Source organism: Chthonomonas sp. (genome assembly GCA_016788115.1).
In the GTDB taxonomy this organism is placed as follows: Bacteria; Armatimonadota; Fimbriimonadia; order Fimbriimonadales; family Fimbriimonadaceae; genus UBA2391.
In genome coordinates this window covers 20708-43610 of the sequence record JAEURR010000003.1, presented here as the reverse complement: position 1 = coordinate 43610, position 22903 = coordinate 20708, and the positions used below count along the sequence as shown (strand labels likewise).

At 61.6% G+C, this 22903-nt stretch carries 23 protein-coding genes, 1 tRNA gene and 1 other RNA gene; 9 read left to right on the top strand and 16 right to left on the bottom strand.

Going from position 1 to position 22903, the window contains the following annotated elements; genetic code table 11:
* A complete protein-coding gene (locus JNM85_00425) occupies window positions 1-1035 on the bottom strand; it encodes an ATP-binding cassette domain-containing protein (protein MBL8086517.1) in 1035 nt (344 codons plus the stop codon).
* A gap of 167 nt (window positions 1036-1202) precedes the next feature.
* Here JNM85_00425 and JNM85_00420 point away from each other — a divergent pair, with 167 nt between their 5' ends.
* The 4 genes from JNM85_00420 (at window position 1203) to JNM85_00405 (ending at window position 6635) form a co-directional block, all read left to right on the top strand.
* Window positions 1203-1919: a PEP-CTERM sorting domain-containing protein gene (locus tag JNM85_00420; GenBank protein ID MBL8086516.1), complete on the top strand. Its 717-nt coding sequence runs from the start codon at window positions 1203-1205 to the stop codon at window positions 1917-1919.
* 153 nt (window positions 1920-2072) lie between these two features.
* Entirely contained in the window at window positions 2073-3530 is a 1458-nt protein-coding gene (locus JNM85_00415; GenBank protein ID MBL8086515.1) for a hypothetical protein, read from the top strand.
* Between the two features lie 16 nt (window positions 3531-3546).
* Window positions 3547-4356, top strand: a complete 810-nt coding sequence (tatC, locus tag JNM85_00410) for a twin-arginine translocase subunit TatC (GenBank protein ID MBL8086514.1) — start codon at window positions 3547-3549, stop codon at window positions 4354-4356.
* Window positions 4353-6635: a DEAD/DEAH box helicase gene (locus JNM85_00405; protein MBL8086513.1), complete on the top strand. Its 2283-nt coding sequence runs from the start codon at window positions 4353-4355 to the stop codon at window positions 6633-6635. The genes tatC and JNM85_00405 overlap by 4 nt, the downstream gene beginning before the upstream one ends.
* Before the next feature lie 214 nt (window positions 6636-6849).
* Here the strand turns inward: JNM85_00405 and JNM85_00400 are convergent.
* Window positions 6850-6926 (bottom strand) — tRNA-Pro (locus tag JNM85_00400).
* 24 nt (window positions 6927-6950) lie between these two features.
* Complete coding sequence (acs, locus tag JNM85_00395; protein ID MBL8086512.1) at window positions 6951-9029, bottom strand: acetate--CoA ligase; 2079 nt, start codon at window positions 9027-9029, stop codon at window positions 6951-6953.
* A 55-nt stretch (window positions 9030-9084) separates the two neighbouring features.
* Between acs and JNM85_00390 the strand changes: the two genes are divergently transcribed.
* Both JNM85_00390 and JNM85_00385 read left to right on the top strand, forming a co-directional pair.
* Window positions 9085-9585, top strand: a complete 501-nt coding sequence (locus JNM85_00390) for a hypothetical protein (GenBank protein MBL8086511.1) — start codon at window positions 9085-9087, stop codon at window positions 9583-9585.
* The gene (locus JNM85_00385) at window positions 9582-10013 is read left to right on the top strand and encodes a GNAT family N-acetyltransferase (GenBank protein ID MBL8086510.1); all 432 of its coding nucleotides are present in this window, start codon (window positions 9582-9584) and stop codon (window positions 10011-10013) included. Before JNM85_00390 ends, JNM85_00385 begins: the two co-directional genes overlap by 4 nt.
* On the opposite strand, the gene JNM85_00380 is transcribed toward JNM85_00385, so the two are convergent.
* Complete coding sequence (locus tag JNM85_00380) at window positions 9997-10560, bottom strand: thymidine kinase (protein ID MBL8086509.1); 564 nt, start codon at window positions 10558-10560, stop codon at window positions 9997-9999. The two genes, JNM85_00385 and JNM85_00380, sit on opposite strands and share 17 nt — an antisense overlap.
* Before the next feature lie 35 nt (window positions 10561-10595).
* A complete protein-coding gene (locus tag JNM85_00375) occupies window positions 10596-10913 on the bottom strand; it encodes a zinc ribbon domain-containing protein (protein ID MBL8086508.1) in 318 nt (105 codons plus the stop codon).
* A gap of 39 nt (window positions 10914-10952) precedes the next feature.
* Here JNM85_00375 and JNM85_00370 point away from each other — a divergent pair, with 39 nt between their 5' ends.
* Entirely contained in the window at window positions 10953-12344 is a 1392-nt protein-coding gene (locus tag JNM85_00370; protein MBL8086507.1) for an HDIG domain-containing protein, read from the top strand.
* Here the strand turns inward: JNM85_00370 and lipB are convergent.
* The 3 genes from lipB to rnpB form a co-directional block, all read right to left on the bottom strand.
* The gene (gene lipB / locus JNM85_00365; GenBank protein ID MBL8086506.1) at window positions 12326-12949 is read right to left on the bottom strand and encodes a lipoyl(octanoyl) transferase LipB; all 624 of its coding nucleotides are present in this window, start codon (window positions 12947-12949) and stop codon (window positions 12326-12328) included. The two genes, JNM85_00370 and lipB, sit on opposite strands and share 19 nt — an antisense overlap.
* Window positions 12949-14649 (bottom strand): hypothetical protein, encoded by a 1701-nt coding sequence (locus JNM85_00360; protein ID MBL8086505.1) that lies wholly within the window; start codon window positions 14647-14649, stop codon window positions 12949-12951. The genes lipB and JNM85_00360 overlap by 1 nt, the downstream gene beginning before the upstream one ends.
* A 57-nt stretch (window positions 14650-14706) precedes the next feature.
* Window positions 14707-15028: RNase P RNA component class A (gene rnpB / locus JNM85_00355), an RNA gene on the bottom strand.
* A gap of 67 nt (window positions 15029-15095) precedes the next feature.
* Here rnpB and JNM85_00350 point away from each other — a divergent pair.
* A complete protein-coding gene (locus JNM85_00350) occupies window positions 15096-15674 on the top strand; it encodes a hypothetical protein (protein MBL8086504.1) in 579 nt (192 codons plus the stop codon).
* Window positions 15675-15676: 2 nt separating this feature from the next.
* Here the strand turns inward: JNM85_00350 and JNM85_00345 are convergent, their stop codons facing one another.
* The 7 genes from JNM85_00345 to JNM85_00315 are packed head-to-tail and all read right to left on the bottom strand — an operon-like array spanning window position 15677 to window position 20764.
* Window positions 15677-16486 (bottom strand): shikimate dehydrogenase, encoded by an 810-nt coding sequence (locus JNM85_00345; GenBank protein MBL8086503.1) that lies wholly within the window; start codon window positions 16484-16486, stop codon window positions 15677-15679.
* On the bottom strand, window positions 16483-17577 hold the full coding sequence (locus tag JNM85_00340) for a YqeG family HAD IIIA-type phosphatase (protein ID MBL8086502.1): 1095 nt from the start codon (window positions 17575-17577) through the stop codon (window positions 16483-16485). The genes JNM85_00345 and JNM85_00340 overlap by 4 nt, the downstream gene beginning before the upstream one ends.
* The gene (gene mltG, locus JNM85_00335) at window positions 17577-18566 is read right to left on the bottom strand and encodes an endolytic transglycosylase MltG (protein ID MBL8086501.1); all 990 of its coding nucleotides are present in this window, start codon (window positions 18564-18566) and stop codon (window positions 17577-17579) included. The genes JNM85_00340 and mltG overlap by 1 nt, the downstream gene beginning before the upstream one ends.
* Window positions 18545-18961 (bottom strand): Holliday junction resolvase RuvX, encoded by a 417-nt coding sequence (ruvX, locus tag JNM85_00330; GenBank protein ID MBL8086500.1) that lies wholly within the window; start codon window positions 18959-18961, stop codon window positions 18545-18547. Before ruvX ends, mltG begins: the two co-directional genes overlap by 22 nt.
* Window positions 18958-19722 carry a hypothetical protein gene (locus tag JNM85_00325; GenBank protein MBL8086499.1) on the bottom strand — a complete coding sequence of 255 codons (765 nt, stop codon included), beginning with the start codon at window positions 19720-19722 and terminating at the stop codon, window positions 18958-18960. Before JNM85_00325 ends, ruvX begins: the two co-directional genes overlap by 4 nt.
* 2 nt (window positions 19723-19724) lie before the next feature.
* A complete protein-coding gene (locus JNM85_00320; protein MBL8086498.1) occupies window positions 19725-20261 on the bottom strand; it encodes a redoxin family protein in 537 nt (178 codons plus the stop codon).
* Complete coding sequence (locus JNM85_00315; protein ID MBL8086497.1) at window positions 20258-20764, bottom strand: DUF423 domain-containing protein; 507 nt, start codon at window positions 20762-20764, stop codon at window positions 20258-20260. Before JNM85_00315 ends, JNM85_00320 begins: the two co-directional genes overlap by 4 nt.
* Here JNM85_00315 and JNM85_00310 point away from each other — a divergent pair.
* On the top strand, window positions 20694-22268 hold the full coding sequence (locus tag JNM85_00310; protein MBL8086496.1) for a proline--tRNA ligase: 1575 nt from the start codon (window positions 20694-20696) through the stop codon (window positions 22266-22268). The two genes, JNM85_00315 and JNM85_00310, sit on opposite strands and share 71 nt — an antisense overlap.
* Here JNM85_00310 and JNM85_00305 read toward each other — a convergent pair.
* Entirely contained in the window at window positions 22265-22858 is a 594-nt protein-coding gene (locus JNM85_00305; protein ID MBL8086495.1) for a TIGR00730 family Rossman fold protein, read from the bottom strand. The genes JNM85_00310 and JNM85_00305 overlap by 4 nt on opposite strands.
* Between the last annotated feature and the right edge of the window lie 45 nt (window positions 22859-22903).

Here is a 22903-nt window from a genome sequence, read left to right as displayed (position 1 = left end):
CTAGGAGACGACCGCCGGCTTCGCGTCTTCACGGGCAAGCAACTCCCTCAGGAATTTGCCCGTGTAGCTGCCCGCGGTTGCGGCGATGGCTTCCGGCGGTCCTGATGCGATGACTTGACCCCCTCCGGTGCCGCCTTCAGGCCCCATGTCGATGATCCAGTCTGCCGTCTTGATGACGTCGAGGTTGTGCTCAATGACGAGGACGGAGTTCCCCTGGTCCACCAGCCGTTGCAGCACGGCAAGGAGTCGGCGGACATCGGCGAAGTGGAGGCCGGTCGTGGGCTCATCCAAGATGTATATCGTGTTACCGGTGGCGCGTTTGCTGAGTTCGGCGGCGAGCTTGATTCGCTGTGCTTCGCCTCCCGAAAGAGTTGTAGCGGGTTGTCCAAGGCGAACGTAGCCGAGACCGACTTGCTCAAGCGTTTCGAGCTTTCGGTAGATCTTGGGGATCGGCTGGAAGAACTCGCACGCCTCCTCGATGGTCATTTCAAGGACTTCAGAAATCGACTTACCCTTGTACTTGACTTCAAGCGTCTCGCGGTTGTAGCGCTTGCCCTTGCAGACTTCGCATGGGACGTAGACGTCGGGCAAGAAGTGCATCTCGATCTTGATGATGCCGTCACCTTTGCACGCCTCGCACCGTCCACCCTTGACGTTAAAGCTGAATCGCCCGGTCTTGTAGCCCCGGATCTTGGCATCGGGAGTCATTGAGAAGAGGTCGCGGATCATGTCGAACGTACCCGTGTAGGTCGCCGGATTCGAGCGCGGCGTTCGCCCGATGGGTGATTGGTCGATGTCGATGACCTTGTCCAGTTGCTCGTGCCCGTCGAGTCCGTCGTGGGGCTCCCAAACCGAGCGAGTGCCGAAGAGTTCGTACATCAGCCGGGGGAACAGGGTGTCCTGGACGAGCGTGCTCTTGCCACTGCCGCTCACGCCGGTGACGCACACCATTAGCCCAAGGGGGATGGAGACATCGACGCCCTGCAGATTGTTTCCTCGGGCGTTCCGGAGCACGAGCCAGCCGTTGCTTGACATGTGGACGTAAGTATACACATCAGATTCGTAGCGCGCCACCGGGGAGTTAAGAAATCGTGATCCTTCTCGCCGGACTGTCCCATTTCGGCGCTGATCTGACGATATTGCTATGGTCACGCTGGGGAGTACCGGTGGGTCCAATGTCTGTAGGAGTGTTATTTGAAAGGATGAAAAAATTTGTAATCTTAGGATTAGTCGTTGCTGCGGGTGCAGCGCACGCCCAGCACGTGGCGTACTGGACGTTTGACCAGTTCACGACCAACTCAAACTCGTCAGGCGTCGGCCGACTCGACAGCACAGCTGCAACGTTCCTCGCGGCGAACGTTTCGTCAAGCCTTACCTCGAGCGCGACATTCAACACGGTCATTAACAGTGCAACGACCAACGGTCAGGTCGGTACCTTTACTGGCACCGTACTGAGCGACCCGCGAGCCGTCCCGGCGGCTACCGGGGCAATCGTTATGCGCGGAACGAACTCCGGTTCGGGTTCGCCGATCGTGAACGGTCAGACGATCAACTTCCTGCTCACCGCAACTGGTGGCAAGAAGATCAATCTGACCCGAGTCGCGTTTGATTATCGCCACTCGTCGACGGGCTTCTTGACCTCGACGCTTTCGATGAAGGTCAACGGCGGCGCCGCGACGCTAGTTGCAACGGGTTGGAACTCGACAGCGAGCACGTTTACTGCAGTCAGCTCGACGATCGCCGTCGTGAACGCGACGACCGTTGAGTTCATCTACACGTTCACTGGTGGCACGGGTGCAAGCGGTGCCAGCCGCCTGGACAACGTCCAGATGATCGGTACCGTCGTCCCCGAGCCTGCATCGTTCGTGGCCGTTGGGATTGGCGCAGCACTGATGCTTCGCCGCCGGTCCAAGAAGTAAGTTCAACGTCACCCCAAAGCACTGCGCGCGCCCGGATTCGTCCAGGCGCGCGCTTTTATGTTGGCCCTCGTAACGTTCGGAACTTGATTTGCGTCTGAATGGTTAGATTTCACCATCGAAGCACCCCTTGGACGGGGTAAGGTACTGTAGAACATGAAGCGATTTTGTGTTATTGGACTATGCTTTAGCATCGGCGCGGTCGCCTTTGCCCAGAGCACCTTTACTATCCGGCGCCCCGCGAGCGGTTCGATCGTTCGCGAAGTGGTCAAAGTACGGATTCCGAAGGGAGCGATCCCACCCACGGGCTACGTTGGCATCATGGTCAACGGCAAGTTCTTGGAGGCAGTGACCCCGGTCGGCAAAGAAGACTACGAAGGCGATGACTTCGTGTACAAGCTAGACACGAAGGGTCGCCAGCTTCCGGACGGCAATCTGAACATCGAAGCGGTCCTCTATGCAGACTTTGGCGATGCTTCGCGCGCTCTCAACCGCTCCTCGGTGCGCCTTCGCTTGGACAATCGCAACAGTTTGGCACCCCCCGCTGGCGGCTATAAGCTGCGGTACAAGATGACGCCCGGCGCCCAGTACACCTACAAGCTGGAGATCCGTCAGAGCGTCAGCATGATGAGCGAGGCTCAGGCTCAGCTTGGGGGTCGTGCTCCTGACCTCCCGCAGGGCGGCTTTAGCACACGGTATCGCTACACCTTCGACAACGCCTACAACATGGGCAACGGCAAGCGCGAAGGGCTTGTCCGGATGGAGATCTTGCCTGACAAGGGCAAGGACTACGCCATGCTCCCGCTGCAGGGCGACCCCGAGATCAAGCGACGTCCGAAGAATCAGTTCTATCCGATCTATATGCGGGTGACCGACACGGGTCGTGAGATCTTCGGTCGTTCTCCCGCATACATCCCGATGGAAGGCTCTTCGACTGCGAATGAGAAGCAGTACATCTTCGGCAACTTCCCGCTGCCGATTCTGCCGACGACAGGCGTCAAGACTGGCGATGCCTGGTCGGGCGCGATCGTGCAAAGCGGGATGAACATCGAGACTGTTTACTCGCAAGAGAAAATCTCGAATCCGCAGCCAGCGCGAGGCGTCCTGGAATCGATTGAGTGGGAAGGCGGCAGACCCTGCGCCAAGATCCGAACTCGAATCGCGACTGGAACCAAGGCGAACGATGGAAACCAGGCGGAGATTGAAGAGATCTATTGGTTCAGCCTCGCCGACGGCATGGTCACGCGGCTTGAGCGCAATCAGGTGACGACGCAGCGTATTCGGACCGCGGGTGGCGGCGGTGCCGCCCAGGGCGGCGGCCAAGGCGGAGCAGCCGGTGGTGGTGCTCGCGGTGGTCGCGGAACAGATTCGGCATCGGGTCGTGAAGGTGACCGATCGATGGGGCCGGAAGGTCCTGGCACGCTCAACCAGCGGTCGCCTGACGGTAGCGGCGAACGGGGCGGCGGTGACCCGCGCGGTGGACGCGGCGGTAACGGCGGCGGCGGCGGTGTTGGTCAGGGCCAGCCTGGTCGGGGCGGCGGTGCTGGCAACGCCAATCGGGGCGGCGTCCGGATCATCAAGAGCCGACAACAGTTCCTCCTGACGTTGGAATAGGCACCGAACGGTGTCCATGCTGACCGAATGGCTACAGAAGCGAAACTCATCGGAACACGATCCCGATGAGTTTCGTGCTCCTTTGGGGCAGCACATCGATGAACTCCGATCGAGAGTACTGCGCATTTTTGCGTTCCTCATCGTCGGGTGGGTGATCGGCTACTACATTCAGACTCCCATCTATGATCAGCTGATGGGTTGGGCGCGATCGACGATCCCTAAGGGGGTCGAGTACAAAGAGGCGTTCAAGAACCTGGTGGACCCCTTCATGCTCAAGATGAAGTTTGGGTTCTTCGTGGGACTGATCCTAGTCTTTCCGTTTGTCGCGGTGCAACTTTGGGGTTTCATCAAGCCGGGACTCAAGACGAGCGAGCAGCGTCCTTTCCGCATCGTCGTGCCGGTGAGCCTCATCCTGTTTGCCATGGGGTCCGGGCTGTGCTATCTGATTTTGCCGACCGCGCTCCAGTGGTTCTCAAGCTACGTTTCCGACTACTCCGGGGCAGTGCTGTACCAAGAACCGGGCACCCTAGTCTTCTTCATCGTCAAGATGATGCTTGCCTTTGGGTTGGCGTTCCAGCTGCCGGTGGTGGTGTACTTCTTGGCGAAGATCGGCCTACTGACGGTCGAAGGACTCTTCGCCTACTGGCGGCAGGCGACGGTAGGTATCTTCTTCGTCTCGATGATCATCACGCCGAGCAACGACCCATTGAGCATGATCGTAATGGCCATCCCGATGACGGTGCTTTACGTGTTGACCATTTTGGCCGTGAAGTGGACGTCCAAGGACGTCACGCGCGATCCCGTGCTTGACGCACTGGACGGATGACCCACGAACAACTGCTCAACGAGTTCCTGCTCGTCGAATCGATTGCCAACTCGACCCGAGCCATCCGGTCGTTTCCGGCCCAACCGGGCTCATCGAACCCGCTGCCTGTTGACCTCACACCGCCTGTCACCCACGCACTGACCCAGCTTGGCATTGCGCATCTGTACGACCATCAACGGAAGGCGTACGAGCTGCTTCGGGCTGGCCAGGATGTCGTCGTCGCCACCGGCACCAGCAGCGGCAAGTCGCTCTGTTACAACTTGCCGATCTTGCAAGGGCTGAGCGAAGAGCCAGTCGCCCGTGCGCTGTACTTGTATCCGACCAAAGCGCTGGCGCAGGACCAACTGGGCAAGCTGGCCGACTTGTCGCGAGGACTTGACTTTCGCGTCGCGACGTTCGATGGCGACACTCCGAAGTCACAGCGCGCGACGATTCGCAAGTCGGCGCAGGTGGTGCTCACAAACCCGGACATGCTGCACCTCGGTATCTTGCCGCAGCACGAGACATGGCGTGCGTTTCTGCGTTCTCTCCGCTACATCGTCCTGGACGAAATGCACACCTATCGCGGCGTCTTCGGGTCGCACTGCGCTTGGGTATTGCGGAGGCTCCTGCGCCTGTGCGCGTGGTACGGTACGCGGCCACAGATCGTCGCCACCAGCGCAACCGTCGCCGAGCCGGAGCTGCTTTTCACGGCGCTTACTGGGCGCACGGCCGAACTCATCGAGATTGATGGGAGCCCGCAGGGGCAGCGCACGCTCTTCCTGGTGGGCTCGCTGGAGGGGCAGGACGACCCGGACTCTGGGAACGTCCGAACGGCAGCGCTCGTCACCAGCCTTGCCCAGCGAGGTATCAAGACGATGGTCTTCTGCCGCGCTCGGTCCACGACCGAGACGGTTCTGCGCATGGTGCGGAAGCGGCTCGGATCGCCGGCGGCGGAGCGAGTCGAGTCGTATCGTGGCGGCTACACCGCCGAGCAGCGTCGCTCCATCGAGCAGCGGTTCTTTCGGGATGACCTTGTCGCGCTGATCACCACGAACGCAATGGAGCTGGGTGTCGATGTCGGAGCGCTCGATTCGGTGGTGATGAACGGCTTGCCAACCTCAATTGCGAGCTTTTGGCAGCAGGTGGGCCGCGCAGGCCGCGGCGGCCGAGACTCCGTTTCGGTGGCCATTGCGCGCGATGACCCGCGTGAGCAGTTTCTCCTGGCGCATCCGGACCTCATGGTTGGCGCGCCCATCGAGCCCGTTGTCATAGCCCCGCAGAACCCGCACATCGCCAGGCAGCAGTTACGCTGCGCAGCTCACGAGCGGCCCATCTCGCCTGATGAACTGGTTGCGATGGGGGTTGGGGCTCCGGCGATGGCGGATGAGCTAGTGGACTCCGGCGACTTGCAATGGAGTGCGGGGCGCTACTTCTACCCCTCGCACGACTCGCCTGCCGGGAACGTGAACCTGCGCGGAGGGGGCGCGGACGTGGTCACGCTGTTGGTGGGGACGACGCCGCTGGGGACGATGGAGCGCTGGCGAGCGACGATGGAGGCCCATGAGCACGCCATCTACCTGCACCAGGGGCAGAGCTACCGCGTGGTTGAGCTCGATCTTAGAGCCTCGGTGGTCCGTCTGGTCCGCGAGGACACGGAGCTCGCCACCCAGGCGGTGGCCCAGACCGTGGTCGAACCGAGAGTCGTCTTGGGTTTCGAGGAGTTTCGCGGGTTCCGGCTGGAATTGGTCTCGATGGATGTGACCACAGCAGTGGTCGGGTATCGCGTGCTGGACGGTCGGACGGGAGCGCCCGAGCAAGTGCATCCCCTGGATCTCCCGGCACAGACGCTGCGCACGGTCGGCTTGCACTTGCGAATCCCAGTCGACTTCGAGCAGGTGGAAATGGGGCTGGCACAAGCGATCCACGGGGTGGAGCATGCGCTTGGCTCGCTCGCGCCCATCTTTGCAGGATGCGACCCGAGCGACCTGGGCACGGCATGGTACTCGATCTTCCCGGACACGCTGCAGGGCGCGGTATTCCTGTTTGACTCGTTTGAAGGCGGGCTGGGCCTGTGCGAGCGGTTATTGCGCTCCAGCGCGGCTTGGATGGAGGCTGCGTTCGAACTCATCGCCAAGTGCGACTGCGCGGAGGGGTGCCCCAGGTGCCTGATGTCGAGCCGCTGCGAAGGTCAGAATCGCGAGCTGGACAAGGCAGGGACGCTGCTGCTGCTGGAGCGGCTGGCGGGGACGAGCTTGCTGGAGTTTAGGCGCAGCCGCCGGGAGAACAACGCAGACTAACGCGGGGCAGGTTCCCAGGCAGCTATCGCCGTCGGATCAACGGAAGACGGTTGGCCATACGTTGAACCTTGCCGCCCGAGTAACGTAAGTCGCTCAAATCAGAGCATGAGAGCCGGCCCGGTGAAGGGGTGTGAACCTGGTTATCCTGGTTTGCAGGCCTGACAAGCGCGATGGGAATCGGTGTCGCCCACAAGTGCATTCCAGGTTGAAAATATGGTCGGGGCGACGGGATTTGAACCCATGACCTCTTCCCCCCCAGAGAAGCGCGCTACCAAACTGCGCCACGCCCCGCGACCAGCAGAAACTATACCCCGACTAACCTTCCGAGCTCTCGTACTTGTCCTTCAGCGAGTTGACGACGGCGGGATCGGCGAGCGTGGTTGTGTCTCCCAGCGCGCGGCCTTCGGCCACGTCGCGCAGGAGTCGGCGCATGATCTTTCCTGAGCGCGTCTTGGGTAGGTCGCCCGAAATGATGATGTCGTCGGGTCGCGCGATGGGGCCGATCTTATGGGCCACATGGTTCTTGAGTTCCGCCACCAGTGCATCGGGACCGATGTTGTGTGATTCGATGTAGCCCGAGCGGATGATGACAAACGCGGCGATTGCCTGACCCTTCAGGTCGTGGGTCTTGCCGATCACGGCGGCTTCGGCCACCGCCGGGTGGTCGACGAGCGCGCTCTCGACCTCCATGGTGCTGATGTTGTGGCCCGCGACGAGCATGATGTCGTCCACGCGGCCCAGCAGCCAGAAGTAGCCTTCCTCGTCCACTTTGGTGCCGTCGCCCGCGAAGTAGTAGCCGGGGAAGCGCGACCAGTAGGTGTCTTGGAACCTCTGCGGATCGCCCCAGATACCGCGGAGCATCGACGGCCAGGGTTGCTGGATGGCCAAGTACCCGCCGCGCGCTTCGCCGGTGGCGGGGGCTTCGCCGCCAGTCGCGCATGCGTAGTAGCCAAGCGCGCCGTGGACTGGCGTGACTTCATTGCCGTTATCGTCCAGGATCACGGGTTGGACGCCAGGGAATGGCTGGGTGGCGGAACCGGGCTTTGTCGCCGTAATGCCCGGCAGAGGCGTGATCATCATCGCGCCGGTTTCAGTCTGCCACCAGGTATCGACGATCGGGCAGTTGCCGCGGCCGATGTGCTCGTGGTACCACATCCAGGCTTCGGGGTTGATAGGTTCGCCGACCGATCCCAGCAGCCTAAGCGAGCTCAAATCGCACTGGGCGGGGTACTCCGCGCCCCACTTCATGAAGGCGCGGATGGCTGTGGGGGCGGTGTACAGGATCGTCACTTGGTGCCGCTCGACCATCCTCCAGAATCTGTCCTTGTCCGGCGTGTCGGGCGCACCCTCGTAGATCATTACAGTGGCGTGGTTGGCCATGGGGCCGTAGACCACGTAGCTGTGTCCAGTCACCCATCCGCAGTCGGCGGTGCACCAGTAGATGTCGGTGTCTTTCAGGTCGAACACCCAGTTCGCGGTGGCGGTCACCCCGGTCATGTACCCGCCGGTGGTGTGCATGATCCCCTTGGGCTTGCCGGTCGAGCCGCTGGTGTACAAGATGTACAGGAGGTCTTCGCTGTCCATGGGCTCGCAAGCGCATTCGGTGCTCTGGGGGGGAACGATGTCGGCCCAGCGGACGTCGCGGCCCTCGACCCAAGTGCCTTGGTCGTAGTCACGGACAGTCCAACCGTGGTCGGAGGTGCCGGGCTCACCGGCCCGGCGGAAGACGAGCACCTTCTCGACCGTCGGCGCGCCCATGCTGATGCTCTCATCGACGGCGGCCTTGAGCGGGACGATCGCCCCGCGACGCCAGCCACCGTCGGCAGTCACGACGACTTTGGCTCCGGCATCGTTGATCCTTTCGTGGAGTGAGTCCGCTGAGAATCCGCCGAAAACGACGCTGTGCGCTGCTCCGATGCGGGCGCAGGCGAGCATGGTCATGGCGAGCTCGGGGATCATCGGCATGTAGATGCAGACGCGGTCTCCCTTCTGCACGCCGAGTCCCTTGAGCGCATTGGCGAGCCGACTGACCGACTCCAGCATCTCGGTATAGGAGATGTGGCGGATGTCGCCTGGTTCGCCTTCGAAGACGACGCATGTCTTCGCACCCAGCCCAGCCTGGACGTGGCGATCCAGGCAGTTGTAGCACGCGTTCAACTTGCCCCCCAGGAACCATTTGGCGTTGGGTCGATTCCACTCGAGCACGGTATGCCAGCGCTCAACCCAGTCGAGTTTCTCAGCCCACCGCTCCCAGAATGCGAGCGGATCCGCAAGTGCCTCGGCATACACGGCCGGGTCGTTCACGTTTGCCAGCTTGGAAAACGACTCGGACGGAGTGAAGATGCGAGACTCTTGGAGCAGGGTTTGAATGGTATCGGACACCGTTGACCTCATTTCAGCAGAGCGCTGAGCGTGCAGGCATTTTAGCGTAAAATTGCCGACATCACACATGATTACCCTTGAAGTCAGCCTGGAACAGTTCGTGATCGAGCTGAAGGAACGCATGCCCAAGGAGCGCGCTTACTTGCGCGAGCACGGGGGCGTGGTTTTGCTCACCGCAAGTCGGGCGGAAACAGGGATGATCCTTCGAGCCCAATCCGGGCTCGCTCGCGCTGAGCTCGATGCGAAACTGCTGGCGGCCGGAATTACGGTGGAGCATGGCGCATGGTCGGACGGAGCACTGGATGACAGCACGCAGGATTTGGGGACGGTGCACGTCGCGGCGGTCGGGTACGAGAGCGGTGAGAGGCGAGCCGGGGTCTGGATGGATGCCTATCCCAAAGAGCCGACCGTGCAAGAGGTGCTGAACAATCTCTACGATGAATTCATGGAGAACGGGGAAGTCGCCGAAGTGAGCTTCGAGGACTTCCTGCGGATTGCGCAGCCGAACGTGGTGATCCTCTCGCCCGACCAGATCCGCTACCACACGAGCAACAAGCTGGGCGGATGAACATTCGCACCGTCGCTCATAACTCGGCAGACTACTGGCGTGCCGTCGATTTGCGCCGTAAGGTGCTGCGCACCCCACTCGGGCTGGACTTCACTGCGCACGAGCTTGCCCACGAACTGCACGAAGTGGTTTTTGTCGCGATTGATGAGGGGAAGCTGCTAGGCTGTCTGCACATGGTGCCGAGCAGCGAGGCGCACGTCAAAATGCGTCAGGTCGCGGTGGAGCCATCGGACCAGGGACAGGGGATCGGGCGAGCGCTCATCACGGAGAGCGAACGGTGGGCAGTCCGCCAGGGGTACGAGTCCATCGTCTTGCATGCGCGCAGCACGGTGGTCGCGTTCTACGAATCGCTCGGTTACCACGCCGAAGGTGACCCATTCATGGAGGTGGGGATCGCCCACCGCCGGATGGTCAAACGTTTGCCTTAGGGCCGAATCGACTTTTGCGTTCGCCACGGAGCTTGTAGCACCGACGGCATCGCGCCTCGTATGCTTCCGTCGCACCGATGAGAACGATCGGGTCGTGGGTGTGGGCGGGTTTGCCGTCGATCATGCGGTAGGTGTGGCTGGCGGTTGCGCCGCAACACATGCAGATGGCCCGCAGTTTGACGACCTCGTCCGCGACGGCCATGAGCTGGGGCATGGGTCCGAACGGCTTGCGGCGGAAGTCCTGATCCAGGCCACCGACGATCACTTCAACCCCGCGATCGGCGAGCGCGATGCAAAGTTCGACGATGTCCATGTCGAAGAACTGAACCTCTTCGATGACGAGCACTTCGACGTCCGGATCGACGGCTGCGTAGAGTTCGTCGCTGGTCCGCACAGGTACCGCTTCGTGTCGTACGCCCATGTGCGTCACCACACTCGACTCGTCGTACCGCTTGTCGATGCTCGGTTTGAAGACTTGGACCCGCTTCTTGGCATAGAGCGCGCGACGAGCCCGACGGATCAGCTCTTCGCTCTTACCGGCGTACATGCTGCCGCAGATCGTGATCAAACTGCCGCAGTGCTTCAATCCTCACCCTCCTGGTCAGCTTCAAACATCTCTTCCATCTCGTCGGACATATCGTCATCCATCGCTTTGCCAGCCTCGCGCAGCAGGTCGCGCGCGCGGCTCGCCGAATCGGGTTCGCCCATCACGTCGAGCTGATCCACGAACTCGTCGATCCGCGTGTCTTCATCGCGTCCACGGACGAAACGGCTCACGAGCTTGCGCAAGTCGGTGCTCTGGCAGTGCTCGCAACGCAGCTCCTGTGCATCGGCCGTCATCCCAACCAGCACTGTGACCTTTCGACCGCAGGACTGGCAACGATACTCGTACAGCGGCATTCATCGCCATTATGTGTGCTCCGGTGGCCCGGCTGCATAATGGGTTCTGTGGCGGTGGCCGAACTCCTAGCTCACCCGGCGTTGCAGGCGGTCCGCGAGATCGCGGCGGGGACGAGCTTTGCCGATAGGGTGTGGATCGTGGGCGGAGCTGTCCGGGACTCTTTACAGGGGCGCGGAACCAATGCGGACCTGGACTTGGTGACCGAAGCCGACCCGTGGCCTCTGGTCGAGTTGCTGGTGGAGCGGGGGGTAACCCGCTCGACTCCCGCGCGGTTCGAGCGGTTTGGAACCGCCATGGTCCAGATCCAGGGCCTGCAGTTGGAGTTCGTGCAGGCACGAACCGAGAGCTACGGCCGGGACAGCCGCAAGCCGGAGGTGAAGGCGGCGACTCTCGCCGAAGACGCCCTGCGCCGTGATTTCACAGTCAACGCGGTGTATCTAAATTTGAGTACGGGGGAGCTCTTCGACCCGACCGGAGGGCAAGCCGATCTGGACATGGGCGTGCTGCGCACGCCGAAGGAGCCGGGCAAAACGTTCGACGACGACCCCTTGCGGATGCTGCGTGCGGTCCGGTTTCGGTGGAAGATCGGCCTTGGCTACGCCCCCGGCCTTGAGGACGCGATCGAGGCGCACGCACCGCGCTTGCAGATCGTGAGCGCCGAGCGCATACGCGAAGAGTTCCTGAAGATGCTGCTTGCAGCGGACCCAACGGGGGCGATGCGAGACCTGATGCGGCTCGGACTCATCCGCGAGTTCGCGCCGGAACTGGTACCGATGGATGGCTGCACGCAGAACGAGTATCACCACCTGGATGTGTGGGAGCACACGTTGCTGGCCGTCAAGAACTCGGCCCCGGACATGCTGCTGCGCCTAAGCACGCTGCTGCACGACGTGGGCAAGCCGACGACGCGCTCGGTCGAGCCGGATGGCCGGGTACGGTTTCTGTCGCACGAGGTCGTCGGGGCAGACATTGCGGCGGAGTTCATGCGTCGGCTGCGGTGTTCGAATGACGAGATCGGCGCGGTGAAGCTGCTCGTACGCAATCACATGCGGCTGGGCACCGCGAGCAAGTTCTCGGCGAGCGGGATCCGGCGGGCCATGCGAGACCTCGGGGACCAACTGGAGCGCTTGTTCCAGTTGATGGATGCCGATGCCGCAGCGTTGAAGCCGGGAGTCCGCGCGCTGAACATGGACGCCCTCCGCGCACGCTTCGAAGAAGTCAATGCAACCACCCCTGCGGCAAGCCTGAACAGCCCGTTGTCCGGCGGCGAGATCATGCAGCTCACCGGGATCGCTCCCGGTCACAAGATCGGCGTGGCAAAGGCTCACTTGGTGGAGATGGTGCTGGAGGGGACGCTTGACCCCTCCGACCGAGAGGCGGCGATCGCTGCACTGATGGCGTGGGTCGAGACTCAGCCGAAGACCGATTGAAATGCGGTGAGGGTCGCGGCCTTGGCCTCTTCCAGACTGACCTCTCGGCCAAGCTCCTCCGCGAGGGACGTCACGCCGTACCCCTGGATTCCGCAGGGCACGATCAGGTCAAACTCGTGGAGAGGGTTGTTGACGTTCAGGGCGATGCCGTGCAGGCTCACCCAACGCTTGATCTTGACGCCGATGGCCGCGAGCTTGCGGTCGCCGATCCAGACGCCCGTGTGGGGAGCGAACCGCCGCGGGGTGAGCGCGAACTGAATGGCTACGAGCATCATCGTTTGTTCCAGATCGCGCATCCACCGGTGGAGGTCACGCCCGTGATTCTGGAGGTCAAAGATCGGGTAGATGGTCAGTTGCCCGGGGCCGTGATAGGTCACGTCACCCCCGCGATCGGTCTTCTCGATCGCGATCCCACGTTCGGCGTAAGCCTCTGGGCTGAGAAGCAAGTTCTCGGGGTGGAAGCTGGCACCGAGGGTGAGGACGGGATCGTGCTCGACGAAGATGAGGGTGTCGGGCTGCGTACCGCTTTGGACAGCGCCAAGGACCTGCAACTGGTCGTCCCACGATTGGCGATAAGAGCGGCGTCCCCAGTCGGCGACTTGCATCAAATCTCGAACTTCGCCTCGGCCACCGCATAGACCGGAAACCCATCGACGATGCGGTCCAGGGAGTCGAAGACAACGCTCGGGAGGTCGGCCTTGACCGGTTCCGTGACGGCGATGCCTCCAAGGGGACACGCCGCTTCCACGTGCGCGGCGATGTCGATCACTTCGGTGAACTCGACCTGACGAAGCGCGCCCTGTATCTCGCCTGCGTGTAGCCCGATGCGCAGTTCGAACGGTGCTTTCAGTCGATTGACATGGGCGTTAAAAATGGCGATCTCAGACTGGATGGCGCGCGCGGCCTGCATTGCTGAGTCGCTGGATGGAAACTCGATGATCGCGCCGTCGCCTGCCGTTGATTGGACCGAACCGAGGAATCGCGCGGCGACACGATCCAAGAAGACTTGGTACTCGCGGAACGACCATTCGGCTTCGAACGGGTCCGCGTTGGACTTCATGACGCTACTCCGTGCCGCATCGACGACCATGACGCACACGTGCTGCGACTGCGGTCGGAGTTTCCATTCGATTTCGAGGATCTCCGCGAGAACGACGGAGGGGTCGTTCTCCTTCAGACGTCGCTGCTTCGCGGCGTTCGATTCGATGAGGGCGGCCAGTGCGCCTGCCATCGAGATCAGTGCCATGAAAACGGCGGACACGAGCCCATTGATTTGCTGCGAGTGTGGAACCCGGTAGAACGAGTACGGTCCAATCGGGATGAATTGGATCGTCAGCCCCACCCCGGTGAAGAGGAGGGCGAGCAGGAGTGCGCGCTTGGGATTCCCAGCAATGAACCCAATGAAAAAGTGGACAACGATGGTGAGAAACGCCAGGCCAAGCATCACGAATGCCACCGGGTTCACCTCGCCCGCGCGTGGCCGCAAGACTCTCCCTTCGGGGTCCAAGATCAGTCCAACGACCGCGGAAGCGATTTGCAGGGTTACCGCGGATCCGATGGTGATTTGAACCGCCTGACGACTGGCGGCGGCCAGGAACCCGCGTAAGCCACTCGTGGGAGCAGCGGCTTGGACTTCAGGCGACTCTTGTAGTTTGGTTCGGAGTTGGAACAACCGTTCTAGAGACTCCTGGCGCGTCATGGACGCCTTTGCGCGCTCATCATTGCGCACGCGCTGGTAGCCTCCGAGCACGGCGGTAGGGACGGCGATGAACGCGTACATGGGACCGAGGATGAAGAACACGATCATGCCTTCCCAGAAGTTGAATCTGAACGGATTGATTGCGATGAACCCATCGAGACTGTAGATGGCTGCAAAGGTGAGCGCCGCATACACGGCATGTCGCACCATCCCATGGCGGAAGATACAGAGGAACTGCAGCCCAATGGTGCCGAAGCCTACGAAGATTCTTAGTGCGATCACCCACCATGGCGAGGTGACGTGCACCGCTTTCAATATGTCACCGATTGCCGATACCGCAAGGACAATGAGCGTGGTGAGCGCAACGAACTTGACAGGATTGTGAGTGAGGCGGCGCCACAAGTTTATGATCCAGCCGAGCGTTGCGCTGGGCGGGGCGACCGGCGTCGATCGGATCGCGCCAAGCTGCTGAGGGAGACTGGAGAGCATGTCCCGAACGAAATCTTCGGGTAGGTCAAACTGTCGCGCAAGCTCGGCCGGCTTGCGGTTTCGCTCCTGAGGGTTCTGCCTCAGGTGAGTCACGAGGGGCTCAATGTTTGGCGGCATCGGTGGACAGTAGTACGATTGTTGCGGCTCGTTGGGGTCCTGAATCTTCTAATTCTTCGATCGAGTTGGCCTATAAGCCGGATTCTGTTTTTGTGTGACGATTTATCTGCGCGGCCAACCCGGAGGCTCAGCGAGCCACGTCAACGCCTCCCTATTTGGCCTTGCTTCCAGCGGGGTTTGCCCAGCCGCTCGGTTACCCGAAGCGCTGGTGAGCTCTTACCTCACCGTTTCACCCTCACCCCGGCAAGCCGAGGCAGTTTAGTTTCTGTGGCACTTTCCATCGGGTCACCCCGTCCCCCGTTTCCGAGGGCGCTGCGCTCTGCGAAGTCCGGACTTTCCTCTCGAGGTCGAAACCGCGAGCCGTCACCCGGCCAACTCACCCACCATGATACTTGCTTTGAGGCTGAAGCTTGTTTTTTGGGGCCTTTTGCTGGTTCAATGACCTAGTGGATGTCACCACGGATCCGGTGGTAACGGAGGACGGAGCAGGGATGCTCCCGCCACATTCCTCCCGCAGGGCCGGAAAAGTCAAACGTGCTGTCCTCATCTTCCTTTTGCTTGTACTGGTCGGGCTAGGCTATCTTGCCGTGCGTTTGGGCCCCGATCTGCTGAGCGCCTATCGCGCAGGCTTCTTTGAGGCACCTCCGGAGAAGGTCGCGTATTCGGCGGACCGAAAGCAGAACCTCGTTGCGCTCCATGCTGCCATCATGCGCTACCACGACAGCGAGCAGGTGTTCCCCAAGGGCGCGGGCTGGATGGATGCCATCCGGCCATTCCTCGATACCGGTGAGCTCAAAGACGGCGAGTCGCTGAAGAAGCTCCACCGCCCAGGGCTGCAGACGGGCCAATACGGCTACGCGCTGAATTCGGCCGTGCTGGGCAAGTACAAAGACGACCTGAAGCAGAAGGGGAGTGCGATCCTGCTTTACGAGTCGAAGGCCCGGACCAAGGATGGCACGGGCGATCCAGCAAGCGACCGCGAGGGTCTGGCGATCACGGTGGACGGCACAGTTCTCGAAAAGTAAGGTTAGGGTAAGGCCCGAAGCATCACGTCGCGCGGGGCGATGACGTCCAGCCACCACTCCAGTGACCGAGCTCCCTGGGCCACGAGCATTGCCCGCCCATCAATCACGCGGCAACCCGCGAGTTTGGCATCGGAGAGGAACGGCGTGAGCTCTTGCCGGTAGACAACATCGTAAGCAACCACTCCCTTTGCCGGTTTGCCCCAGGCAATGTCGAGCGTCTCCCCCGAGAGCCCTGCGCTCGTAGTGTTCAGGATGAGCCGGTGGTCTCTCACCGCCGGGTGATCGAGGATTTCGGCAGCGACCGAGATTTCGTCCAGCAGCCGCTCGGCTTTGGACCGGGTTCGATTGTGAATTCGAATGGCGTAGCCGGCGCGATAAAGCGCCCGGCAGAGGGCCCGAGCGGTGCCGCCCGCCCCGAGCACGAGCACGGGACCAGGGGGAGGGATGTTGAGCTCATCGAGGGTATCGATGAATCCGGGAGCGTCGGTGTTGGTCCCTGCGCGGTCCGGGAGGCGCAAGGTGTTGATCGCACCGTACGCGTGGCTCTCCGGATCCATGATCTGGGCCCATCGCCAGGCAGCTTCCTTGAGCGGGACTGTGCAGTTGACCCCGTAGTATCCGAGGTTGCGCAGGTGCTCGATGGCTTCTGCGAAATCGTCAAGTGGGATGTGGATTGGCAGGTAGTCGTCGGGGCGCCCCAGCGATCGGAGCGCGGCGGTTTGCATCACGGGCGACCAGGAGTGGCTGATCGGATCTCCGACCACGGCAAACTGTGCACGCGGCGCCTTCCGCCAGTCCACCCCGGGGTTCATTGGGGAGCTCTCCGGCGAAAAGCGTACAATCGCTGACCCGTAAAGTTCCAGATCGCGACGACGAGGGTGGCGACGATCGTGGCGAGCCACCACGACTGTTGCTCGTTGCCCTTGGCCACGCGGTTGATGAAGCTCGCGATGAGGACGTTCAGGGCCATACCGATGAACGACACAACGAGGAACTTGACGAGCTGCTCTTTCCGATCCTCTTGCCCACGAATCCCGAAGGTCCACTTGCGATTCCAGTAGAAACTGTTGAGGATGGCGAGCCCCGCGGTGAAGACCTTGAAGACTTGAAATGAGGCGTTGTGCGCTTGCCAGGGGGTGGGCGCAGTGCCGTGCAAAATCGTCTGGAGCCAAACGCCGAACGCGTGACTGAACCGGTCGCTGCCGTACGGGATGTAGAACATCAGCAGCTTGTGGAGCCCGGCATCGATCATAAACGACGATCCGCCCACCAGGCAGAACTTGAAGAGCTGTCGGACAATGCGCCGCTGGAAGATGCCCTCGGGCCGGACGATTGGTAGGTCGTCTTCTTCCTCTTCGATGACCCGGTACAGATTCTTGCGGATGGCTTTCTCAAGGACGCGGTTGGCGCGGGTGCCAATGAACTCTCGCTTGTGGATGCGGTTGACCCACAAGCCGGTGACACCCGAGCGATTTGCGCCAAGAATGTCGGTCAAGAGCTGATCCCCGATCATCACCGTGTGGTCCGGGGTCGTTTGGAAATCGCTCATCGCCTCCAAGAACATCGCGCGACTGGGCTTGAATTTGCCGAACTTGTAGTCGATCCCGAGCTTGTTGGCCAGACGTTCCAGCCGCTCAGGGTTGCGCGTATTGCTGATGATGCAGAAGTTCAGGCCGAGCTCTTTGCCGTGCGCGATCCAGTCGATGCTGGATTGGGGCATCTCCTCGCTTCGCCAGGGGAGAAGGGTGTTATCGACATCGATGAGGATGAGGCGAAAACCCTCACCGGCGAGCTTGGCGAGGTCGATATCGAGGATCGACTGGAATGCTTCGGCAGGACACATCGGCCGGAGTACGCCCGGCGCATCGTCTCGCTCAAATCGTCCAGTTCGAAAGTTCTCCATCAGCCTCGGGTTGCGGCGCGTGCTTTGCGGATGTTCGCCAAGTGCTCGGCGTAGGTGCGTGCGAACAGGTGGCTCTGATCCGGCAAGGCTACATAGTAAAGCTTATCCGTTGTTGCGGGTTTGAGCGCAGCTTCGATGCTGGCCAGCCCGGGTGATCCGATTGGCCCGGGGGGCAGCCCCGGAATCCGGTAGGTGTTGTAGGGGGAATCGACCTTGTTGACGACGCCGGGACCCAGCACCTGCCACTTCTGGAGTGCGTAGAGCACCGTTGCGTCGATCTGGAGCGGCATTCGGATGCGCAGCCGATTCTCGATGATGCCTGCGACTTTGGATCGTTCGTGACTCTTTGCGACTTCGGCCTCCACCATCGAACCAATGACGAGAGCGCGGTGCACCTTGTTCGGTTCGTTTACGAGCGGAATGACCCGCTTCCCAAACGATGCGAGCTGTTTGGCGATGAGCTGCTCCGCCCCGTCATCTGGGTCCAAGTGATAGGTGTCCGGGAAGAGATAACCCTCCAGCGTCTTTGCGGGAAGTTTGAACTTCACCTGCTTTTGGAAGCGGGCCGGATCGTTGGCGAGGGCAATGTAGTCTTCGGCTTTGCAGAATCCCTGCGATTCTAGGCGTTCGGCCACCCGGCGGATCCACCAGCCTTCGGGGACGCGCACTGCGATTTGGAAAGGGGTCTGCAGTTGCGTAAAGATGGTCGGGATCTCTGAGCCGGGAATGACGCGGTACGTGCCGGGGGTCAACTTTGGCTTGAGGCCTTTGAATCGAACCATCAAGCCGACTGCGGCGGCGCTGTTGATGGCCCGCTTGTCTTCTAGCTTGGTGAGCACCGCGCTGAGCCCATCGCCTTGCGCGACCTTGATGAGCACGGGGTCAGCCTTCGGCGCGGGATCGCTGCCGCGGATGTACCAAGAGACGGACATCGCGATAGCGCTGCCGAATAGGAGCGAAGCAAAGATCAGAGGTTTCCTGGTTCGCATTGCAGAAAGTATCGTTCGAGTATGCCGCAAGCAGCCTCGCTGTCGATGCGTTTCCGTCTTGCCGCGGCCTTGAATCCCATCTCTGCAAGATTCTGGTTCGCTTCGACGCTCGAGAGCGATTCGTCCACGGTCTCAACGTTGAGGCCCAGGGCACGGATATGATCGGCCAGCATGAGGCAGATTCGCTCCATCCGCATATCCTCTTCGTGATACGGCACGCCGAGCACAACGGTTCGAGCTTCCTCTTGCCGCGCTAGATCGGCAATCATGGCCGCGTCCCGCTTGAGTGTGCCGGTGGGAGCGATGGGGCTGCGAGGGGAAGCGACATGACCGGACGTTTCGCCGACGGCAACCCCGATGCGCGCACGTCCAAAATCGATGCCGAGAACCCTCAAGCGGGTCCCCGAAACGCGGCCACCAACTGGTCGTGGAAGACACCGCTACTGCTGATCGCATCGGTGCCCAGCGTCGGATCGCCATTGAGCCGGGTGAACGTGCCTCCCGCCTCGCTGACGATGATGCTCATGGCACTGATATCGTAGTGCTCCACGCGCGGATCGATCATCGCGTCCACCCGGCCGGTGGCGACGAGCGCATGCCCATAGGCATCGCTCCAGGTGCGGGTCGCGAGGACTTGGTAGCTCAGCTTCTCGAACGCCTGACTCACGCCGCGCTCCGCAGCAGTCTTATGCCCGCCAATGCACAGGGTCGCGTTCTCTAGCTGCGTGTTCGAAGAGACGCGTGCCGGGCGGCCGTTCCAATGCGTTCCGCCGCCTAGCTCGGCGCAAACCAGCTCGTCCAGCGCAGGGAAGTAGGCGATCCCGAGCTTCACTTCACCTTCGATTTCGTAACTGAGGAGCGTTGCGTAGAGCGGGACGCCACAGATGAACGACTTGGTGCCGTCGATGGGGTCGATGACCCAGCGGCGATCGGCGGTGCCGGAGATCCCGTGCTCTTCGCCATAGATCCCGTCCTCGGGGTAACGCTCCCGGATCGCGTCGCGAATGAGCGTTTCGGCGTGTCGATCGGCGACGGTGACAGGGCTCATGTCGCGTTTGCGATCGACGGTGACCGAGGACTGAAAATGTGCGCGAGTGGAGCGACCGGCCATGAGGGCGGTCTCTATCGCGAATCGCATCCGCTCGGAGTAGGGCATGGTTAGGGGTAAGCGCAGGGGGTCGGGGGCTGCTCGGGGGCAGAGTTCAGGTCGATCTTGGCAGGCTCGGACTTGAGCAAACGTGCGATTTCCGTGTTGATCTCAAGCCACTGGGTTCGCGCAAGCGAGGGCCACTGCTTGATGATGTTGCTATCGCGGTCAACGAGTGCGGCGGCCGGACCTGCGGTGAGCGAGTACCGCTTGGTGAAGGTCGCGTCCCAATCGGGGATGGTGACGAAGTCCGGCCTTTGGGCTTTGATCCACTCGGCGGTCTGGAGGTCGGTGCCAGCGTAAAGTGCGAGCACTTGCAGCCGGTCCTTGTACCCCTTCGAGACTAGGTTTACGAATGGCTTAACCTCTGCGCTGCCCACGCAGTCGCGCGGCAGAAAGAGCACGAGCACGGGTCCCTGTCGTAGCGAGTCGAGCAGCGAGTAGTGCAATAGCGAGATCGGCTCTTTGCCCTTAAACGGTGCAGCGGGGTTCGTGAGGGGCTTGGCGCAGCCTACGAGCAACAGCGCGACCCAGATCGACCACTTCATGCGGACGAAACCTCTTTCTTGCGCGCGGGAATGGCAAGCCAGAGCCAGCCGAGAATAAAGCACGCGCCACCGAGGGGGGTGATGGCCCCGAGCCAACGTGTATCGGTGATGGCGAGCAGATAGAGCGACCCGGAGAACACGAGGATCCCGACAAGGAAGAGCGTCGCCGCTATTCGGCCAGGTTTGAAGTCGAAGCGGTCGGCGAGCGCCGCGGTTACGAGCGCCGCCAAAGCGTGGAGCTGGTGGTAGTGAGTCCCGGTGATAAAGATCGCCATGTTGGCGGTCGAGAGCGAATCTCGAAGCGCATGGGCTCCGAACGCCCCGAAGATCACTCCGAGCGCTCCGACGACTGCGGCCAGTTGGAACTGTCGACTCACGGAACTTGAGGTTACCCGCGAGTATGTCCGGCACGCGGCAGTCGGGTATGCCAAAATGACCTCTGTGAGCACAAAAGATGGGATCACGTCGCGCGCGACCAACTTCAGCGACTGGTACAACGACATTGTCGAACGCGCTGGCTTGGCAGAGCACGCGCCGGTCCGCGGCTGCATGGTCATCAAGCCGCACGGTTACGCGATCTGGGAGCTGATCCAGCGGTCGCTCGATGACATGTTCAAGGCGACGGGCCACTCCAACGCCTGCTTCCCGCTCATGATCCCGAAATCGTTCCTAAGCAAGGAGGCGCAGCACGTCGAGGGTTTCGCGAAAGAGTGCGCGGTGGTCACCCACTACCGGCTCAAGACCGACCCGAATGGAGGCGTGATTGTCGATCCTGATTCCAAGCTGGAAGAAGAGTTGATCCTGCGACCGACGAGTGAGACGATCATTTGGGATGCATACCGAGGTTGGATCCAGAGTTACCGGGACCTGCCAGTGCTGGTCAACCAGTGGGCGAACATCATTCGTTGGGAGCGCCGAACCAGACTCTTCCTGCGCACCACCGAGTTCCTGTGGCAAGAAGGTCACACCGCGCACGCCTCTTACGAAGAGGCGACCGAAGAGGCGCTCACGATGCTTGAGGTCTACCGCCGCTTTGCCGAGGATTGGTTGGCCGTACCGGTACTCACCGGGATCAAGACCGAAGTCGAAAAGTTTGCTGGGGCCGACCGCACGTACTGCATCGAGGCTTTGGTGCAAGACGGTCGGGCGATTCAAGCGGGTACGAGCCACCATCTCGGTCAGAACTTCGCCAAGGCGTTCGACGTTCAGTTCACCAATTCGGAAGGTGTGCGCGAGTACGTGTATGCAACGTCGTGGGGAGTTTCGACGCGACTTATCGGAACGCTCATCATGGCGCACTCGGACGACAAGGGCCTGATCGCTCCGCCGCGACTGTCGCCGATCCAAGTCGTGATCGTGCCGATGGGTAAGGACGACGCGACCCGCGAACAGACTTATGCCGCCGCCGACGCTCTAGCGGCAGCACTGACGAAGACCCTGTGGAGCGGCCCCGCAATGAGCCGGGCACAGCGCGTGGTGCCGACGCTCGGCGAGGCGACGCCGTCCGGTCTGCGCGTGAAAGTCGACAAGCGCACCAAGGAATCGCCCGGTTTCAAGTTCAACGACTGGGAACTGAAGGGGGCTTGTATCCGGATCGAGCTCGGTCCGCGCGACCTAGAGGCGGGTACATGCATCGTGGTTCGCCGCGACGTTGGCGAGAAGCTCACCGTTGAGATGGCCCAGGTGCCGCAGATCGTATCGGAGCAACTCACCGCGATGCAGACCGCGCTCTATGAGCGTGCGCTCGCCCTGCGCCATGAGCAGACCCGCCGAGTGGATACGTGGGCGGAGTTTGAGAGCGCGTTCGAGGGCGAAGGCGGGGCCGGACTCATTCTCGCCCACTGGGACGGCACCGACGAGACTGAGAACCTGATTGCCGAACGAACCAAGGCGACGATACGGTGCATACCGCTCACGCCGATGGACCCTGCCGACAACGAACCGGGGCTGTGCGTGATGACGGGCAAGCCGAGCAAACAGCGCGTGATCTTCGCGAAGGCGTACTAAGTCTGATCGGGCCAGAGGAAGGCGTGAGCAGGAGGCAACTCTGCGCCTTGTAGCGCCTGGAGGACCTCATCCGGATTGGAGACTGAGATCACTGAAGTGCGGTTCGCGGGCGAGATGAACCCGGCCGTGACTCCTTGGTCGAACATTGCGAGCATCGGGTCGTAGTAGCCGTTTGTGTTGAGCAGTACTATGGGCTTACGGTGGATCCCAAGCTGTTGCCACGTGATCATTTCGCACAGCTCTTCGAAGGTTCCGAAGCCACCTGGTAGGGCTAGAAACGCGTCCGACCGACGCTCCATGAGCGCCTTCCGCGCGTGCATGCTCGGGACGATGATCAGCTCGGTGACAGACTCTGCGACTCCTTCGCGCTCTTGCATCGCCCCGGGGATGATGCCGACGACCTCGCCTCCCGCCGCGAGCGCCGCACGCGCGGTCGTGCCCATGAGCCCGAGCCCACCTCCGCCGTAGACAAGGGTGATACCATGCTCCGCGAGCAACTGTCCCACAAGGGTCGCTGCTTGAGAGTAGGCCGGATCGAGACCGGGGCTAGATCCGCAGAAAACGCAGACAGATCGAAGGTTGTGGTTCATCAGAGCCAAAAAAGCCGTGCGCGCTGAAACCAGAACGCACGGCTT

Coding starts and splice junctions, on each gene's coding strand:
- JNM85_00425 (MBL8086517.1), bottom strand. CDS start 1,035: ATGTCAAGCAACGGCTGGCTCGTGCTCCGGAACGCCCGAGGAAACAAT.
- JNM85_00420 (MBL8086516.1), top strand. CDS start 1,203: ATGAAAAAATTTGTAATCTTAGGATTAGTCGTTGCTGCGGGTGCAGCG.
- JNM85_00415 (MBL8086515.1), top strand. CDS start 2,073: ATGAAGCGATTTTGTGTTATTGGACTATGCTTTAGCATCGGCGCGGTC.
- tatC (MBL8086514.1), top strand. CDS start 3,547: ATGCTGACCGAATGGCTACAGAAGCGAAACTCATCGGAACACGATCCC.
- JNM85_00405 (MBL8086513.1), top strand. CDS start 4,353: ATGACCCACGAACAACTGCTCAACGAGTTCCTGCTCGTCGAATCGATT.
- acs (MBL8086512.1), bottom strand. CDS start 9,029: ATGAGGTCAACGGTGTCCGATACCATTCAAACCCTGCTCCAAGAGTCT.
- JNM85_00390 (MBL8086511.1), top strand. CDS start 9,085: ATGATTACCCTTGAAGTCAGCCTGGAACAGTTCGTGATCGAGCTGAAG.
- JNM85_00385 (MBL8086510.1), top strand. CDS start 9,582: ATGAACATTCGCACCGTCGCTCATAACTCGGCAGACTACTGGCGTGCC.
- JNM85_00380 (MBL8086509.1), bottom strand. CDS start 10,560: ATGTACGCCGGTAAGAGCGAAGAGCTGATCCGTCGGGCTCGTCGCGCG.
- JNM85_00375 (MBL8086508.1), bottom strand. CDS start 10,913: ATGCCGCTGTACGAGTATCGTTGCCAGTCCTGCGGTCGAAAGGTCACA.
- JNM85_00370 (MBL8086507.1), top strand. CDS start 10,953: ATGGGTTCTGTGGCGGTGGCCGAACTCCTAGCTCACCCGGCGTTGCAG.
- lipB (MBL8086506.1), bottom strand. CDS start 12,949: ATGCAAGTCGCCGACTGGGGACGCCGCTCTTATCGCCAATCGTGGGAC.
- JNM85_00360 (MBL8086505.1), bottom strand. CDS start 14,649: ATGCCGCCAAACATTGAGCCCCTCGTGACTCACCTGAGGCAGAACCCT.
- JNM85_00345 (MBL8086503.1), bottom strand. CDS start 16,486: ATGAACCCCGGGGTGGACTGGCGGAAGGCGCCGCGTGCACAGTTTGCC.
- JNM85_00340 (MBL8086502.1), bottom strand. CDS start 17,577: ATGGAGAACTTTCGAACTGGACGATTTGAGCGAGACGATGCGCCGGGC.
- mltG (MBL8086501.1), bottom strand. CDS start 18,566: ATGCGAACCAGGAAACCTCTGATCTTTGCTTCGCTCCTATTCGGCAGC.
- JNM85_00325 (MBL8086499.1), bottom strand. CDS start 19,722: ATGCCCTACTCCGAGCGGATGCGATTCGCGATAGAGACCGCCCTCATG.
- JNM85_00320 (MBL8086498.1), bottom strand. CDS start 20,261: ATGAAGTGGTCGATCTGGGTCGCGCTGTTGCTCGTAGGCTGCGCCAAG.
- JNM85_00310 (MBL8086496.1), top strand. CDS start 20,694: ATGACCTCTGTGAGCACAAAAGATGGGATCACGTCGCGCGCGACCAAC.
- JNM85_00315 (MBL8086497.1), bottom strand. CDS start 20,764: ATGTCGTTGTACCAGTCGCTGAAGTTGGTCGCGCGCGACGTGATCCCA.
- JNM85_00305 (MBL8086495.1), bottom strand. CDS start 22,858: ATGAACCACAACCTTCGATCTGTCTGCGTTTTCTGCGGATCTAGCCCC.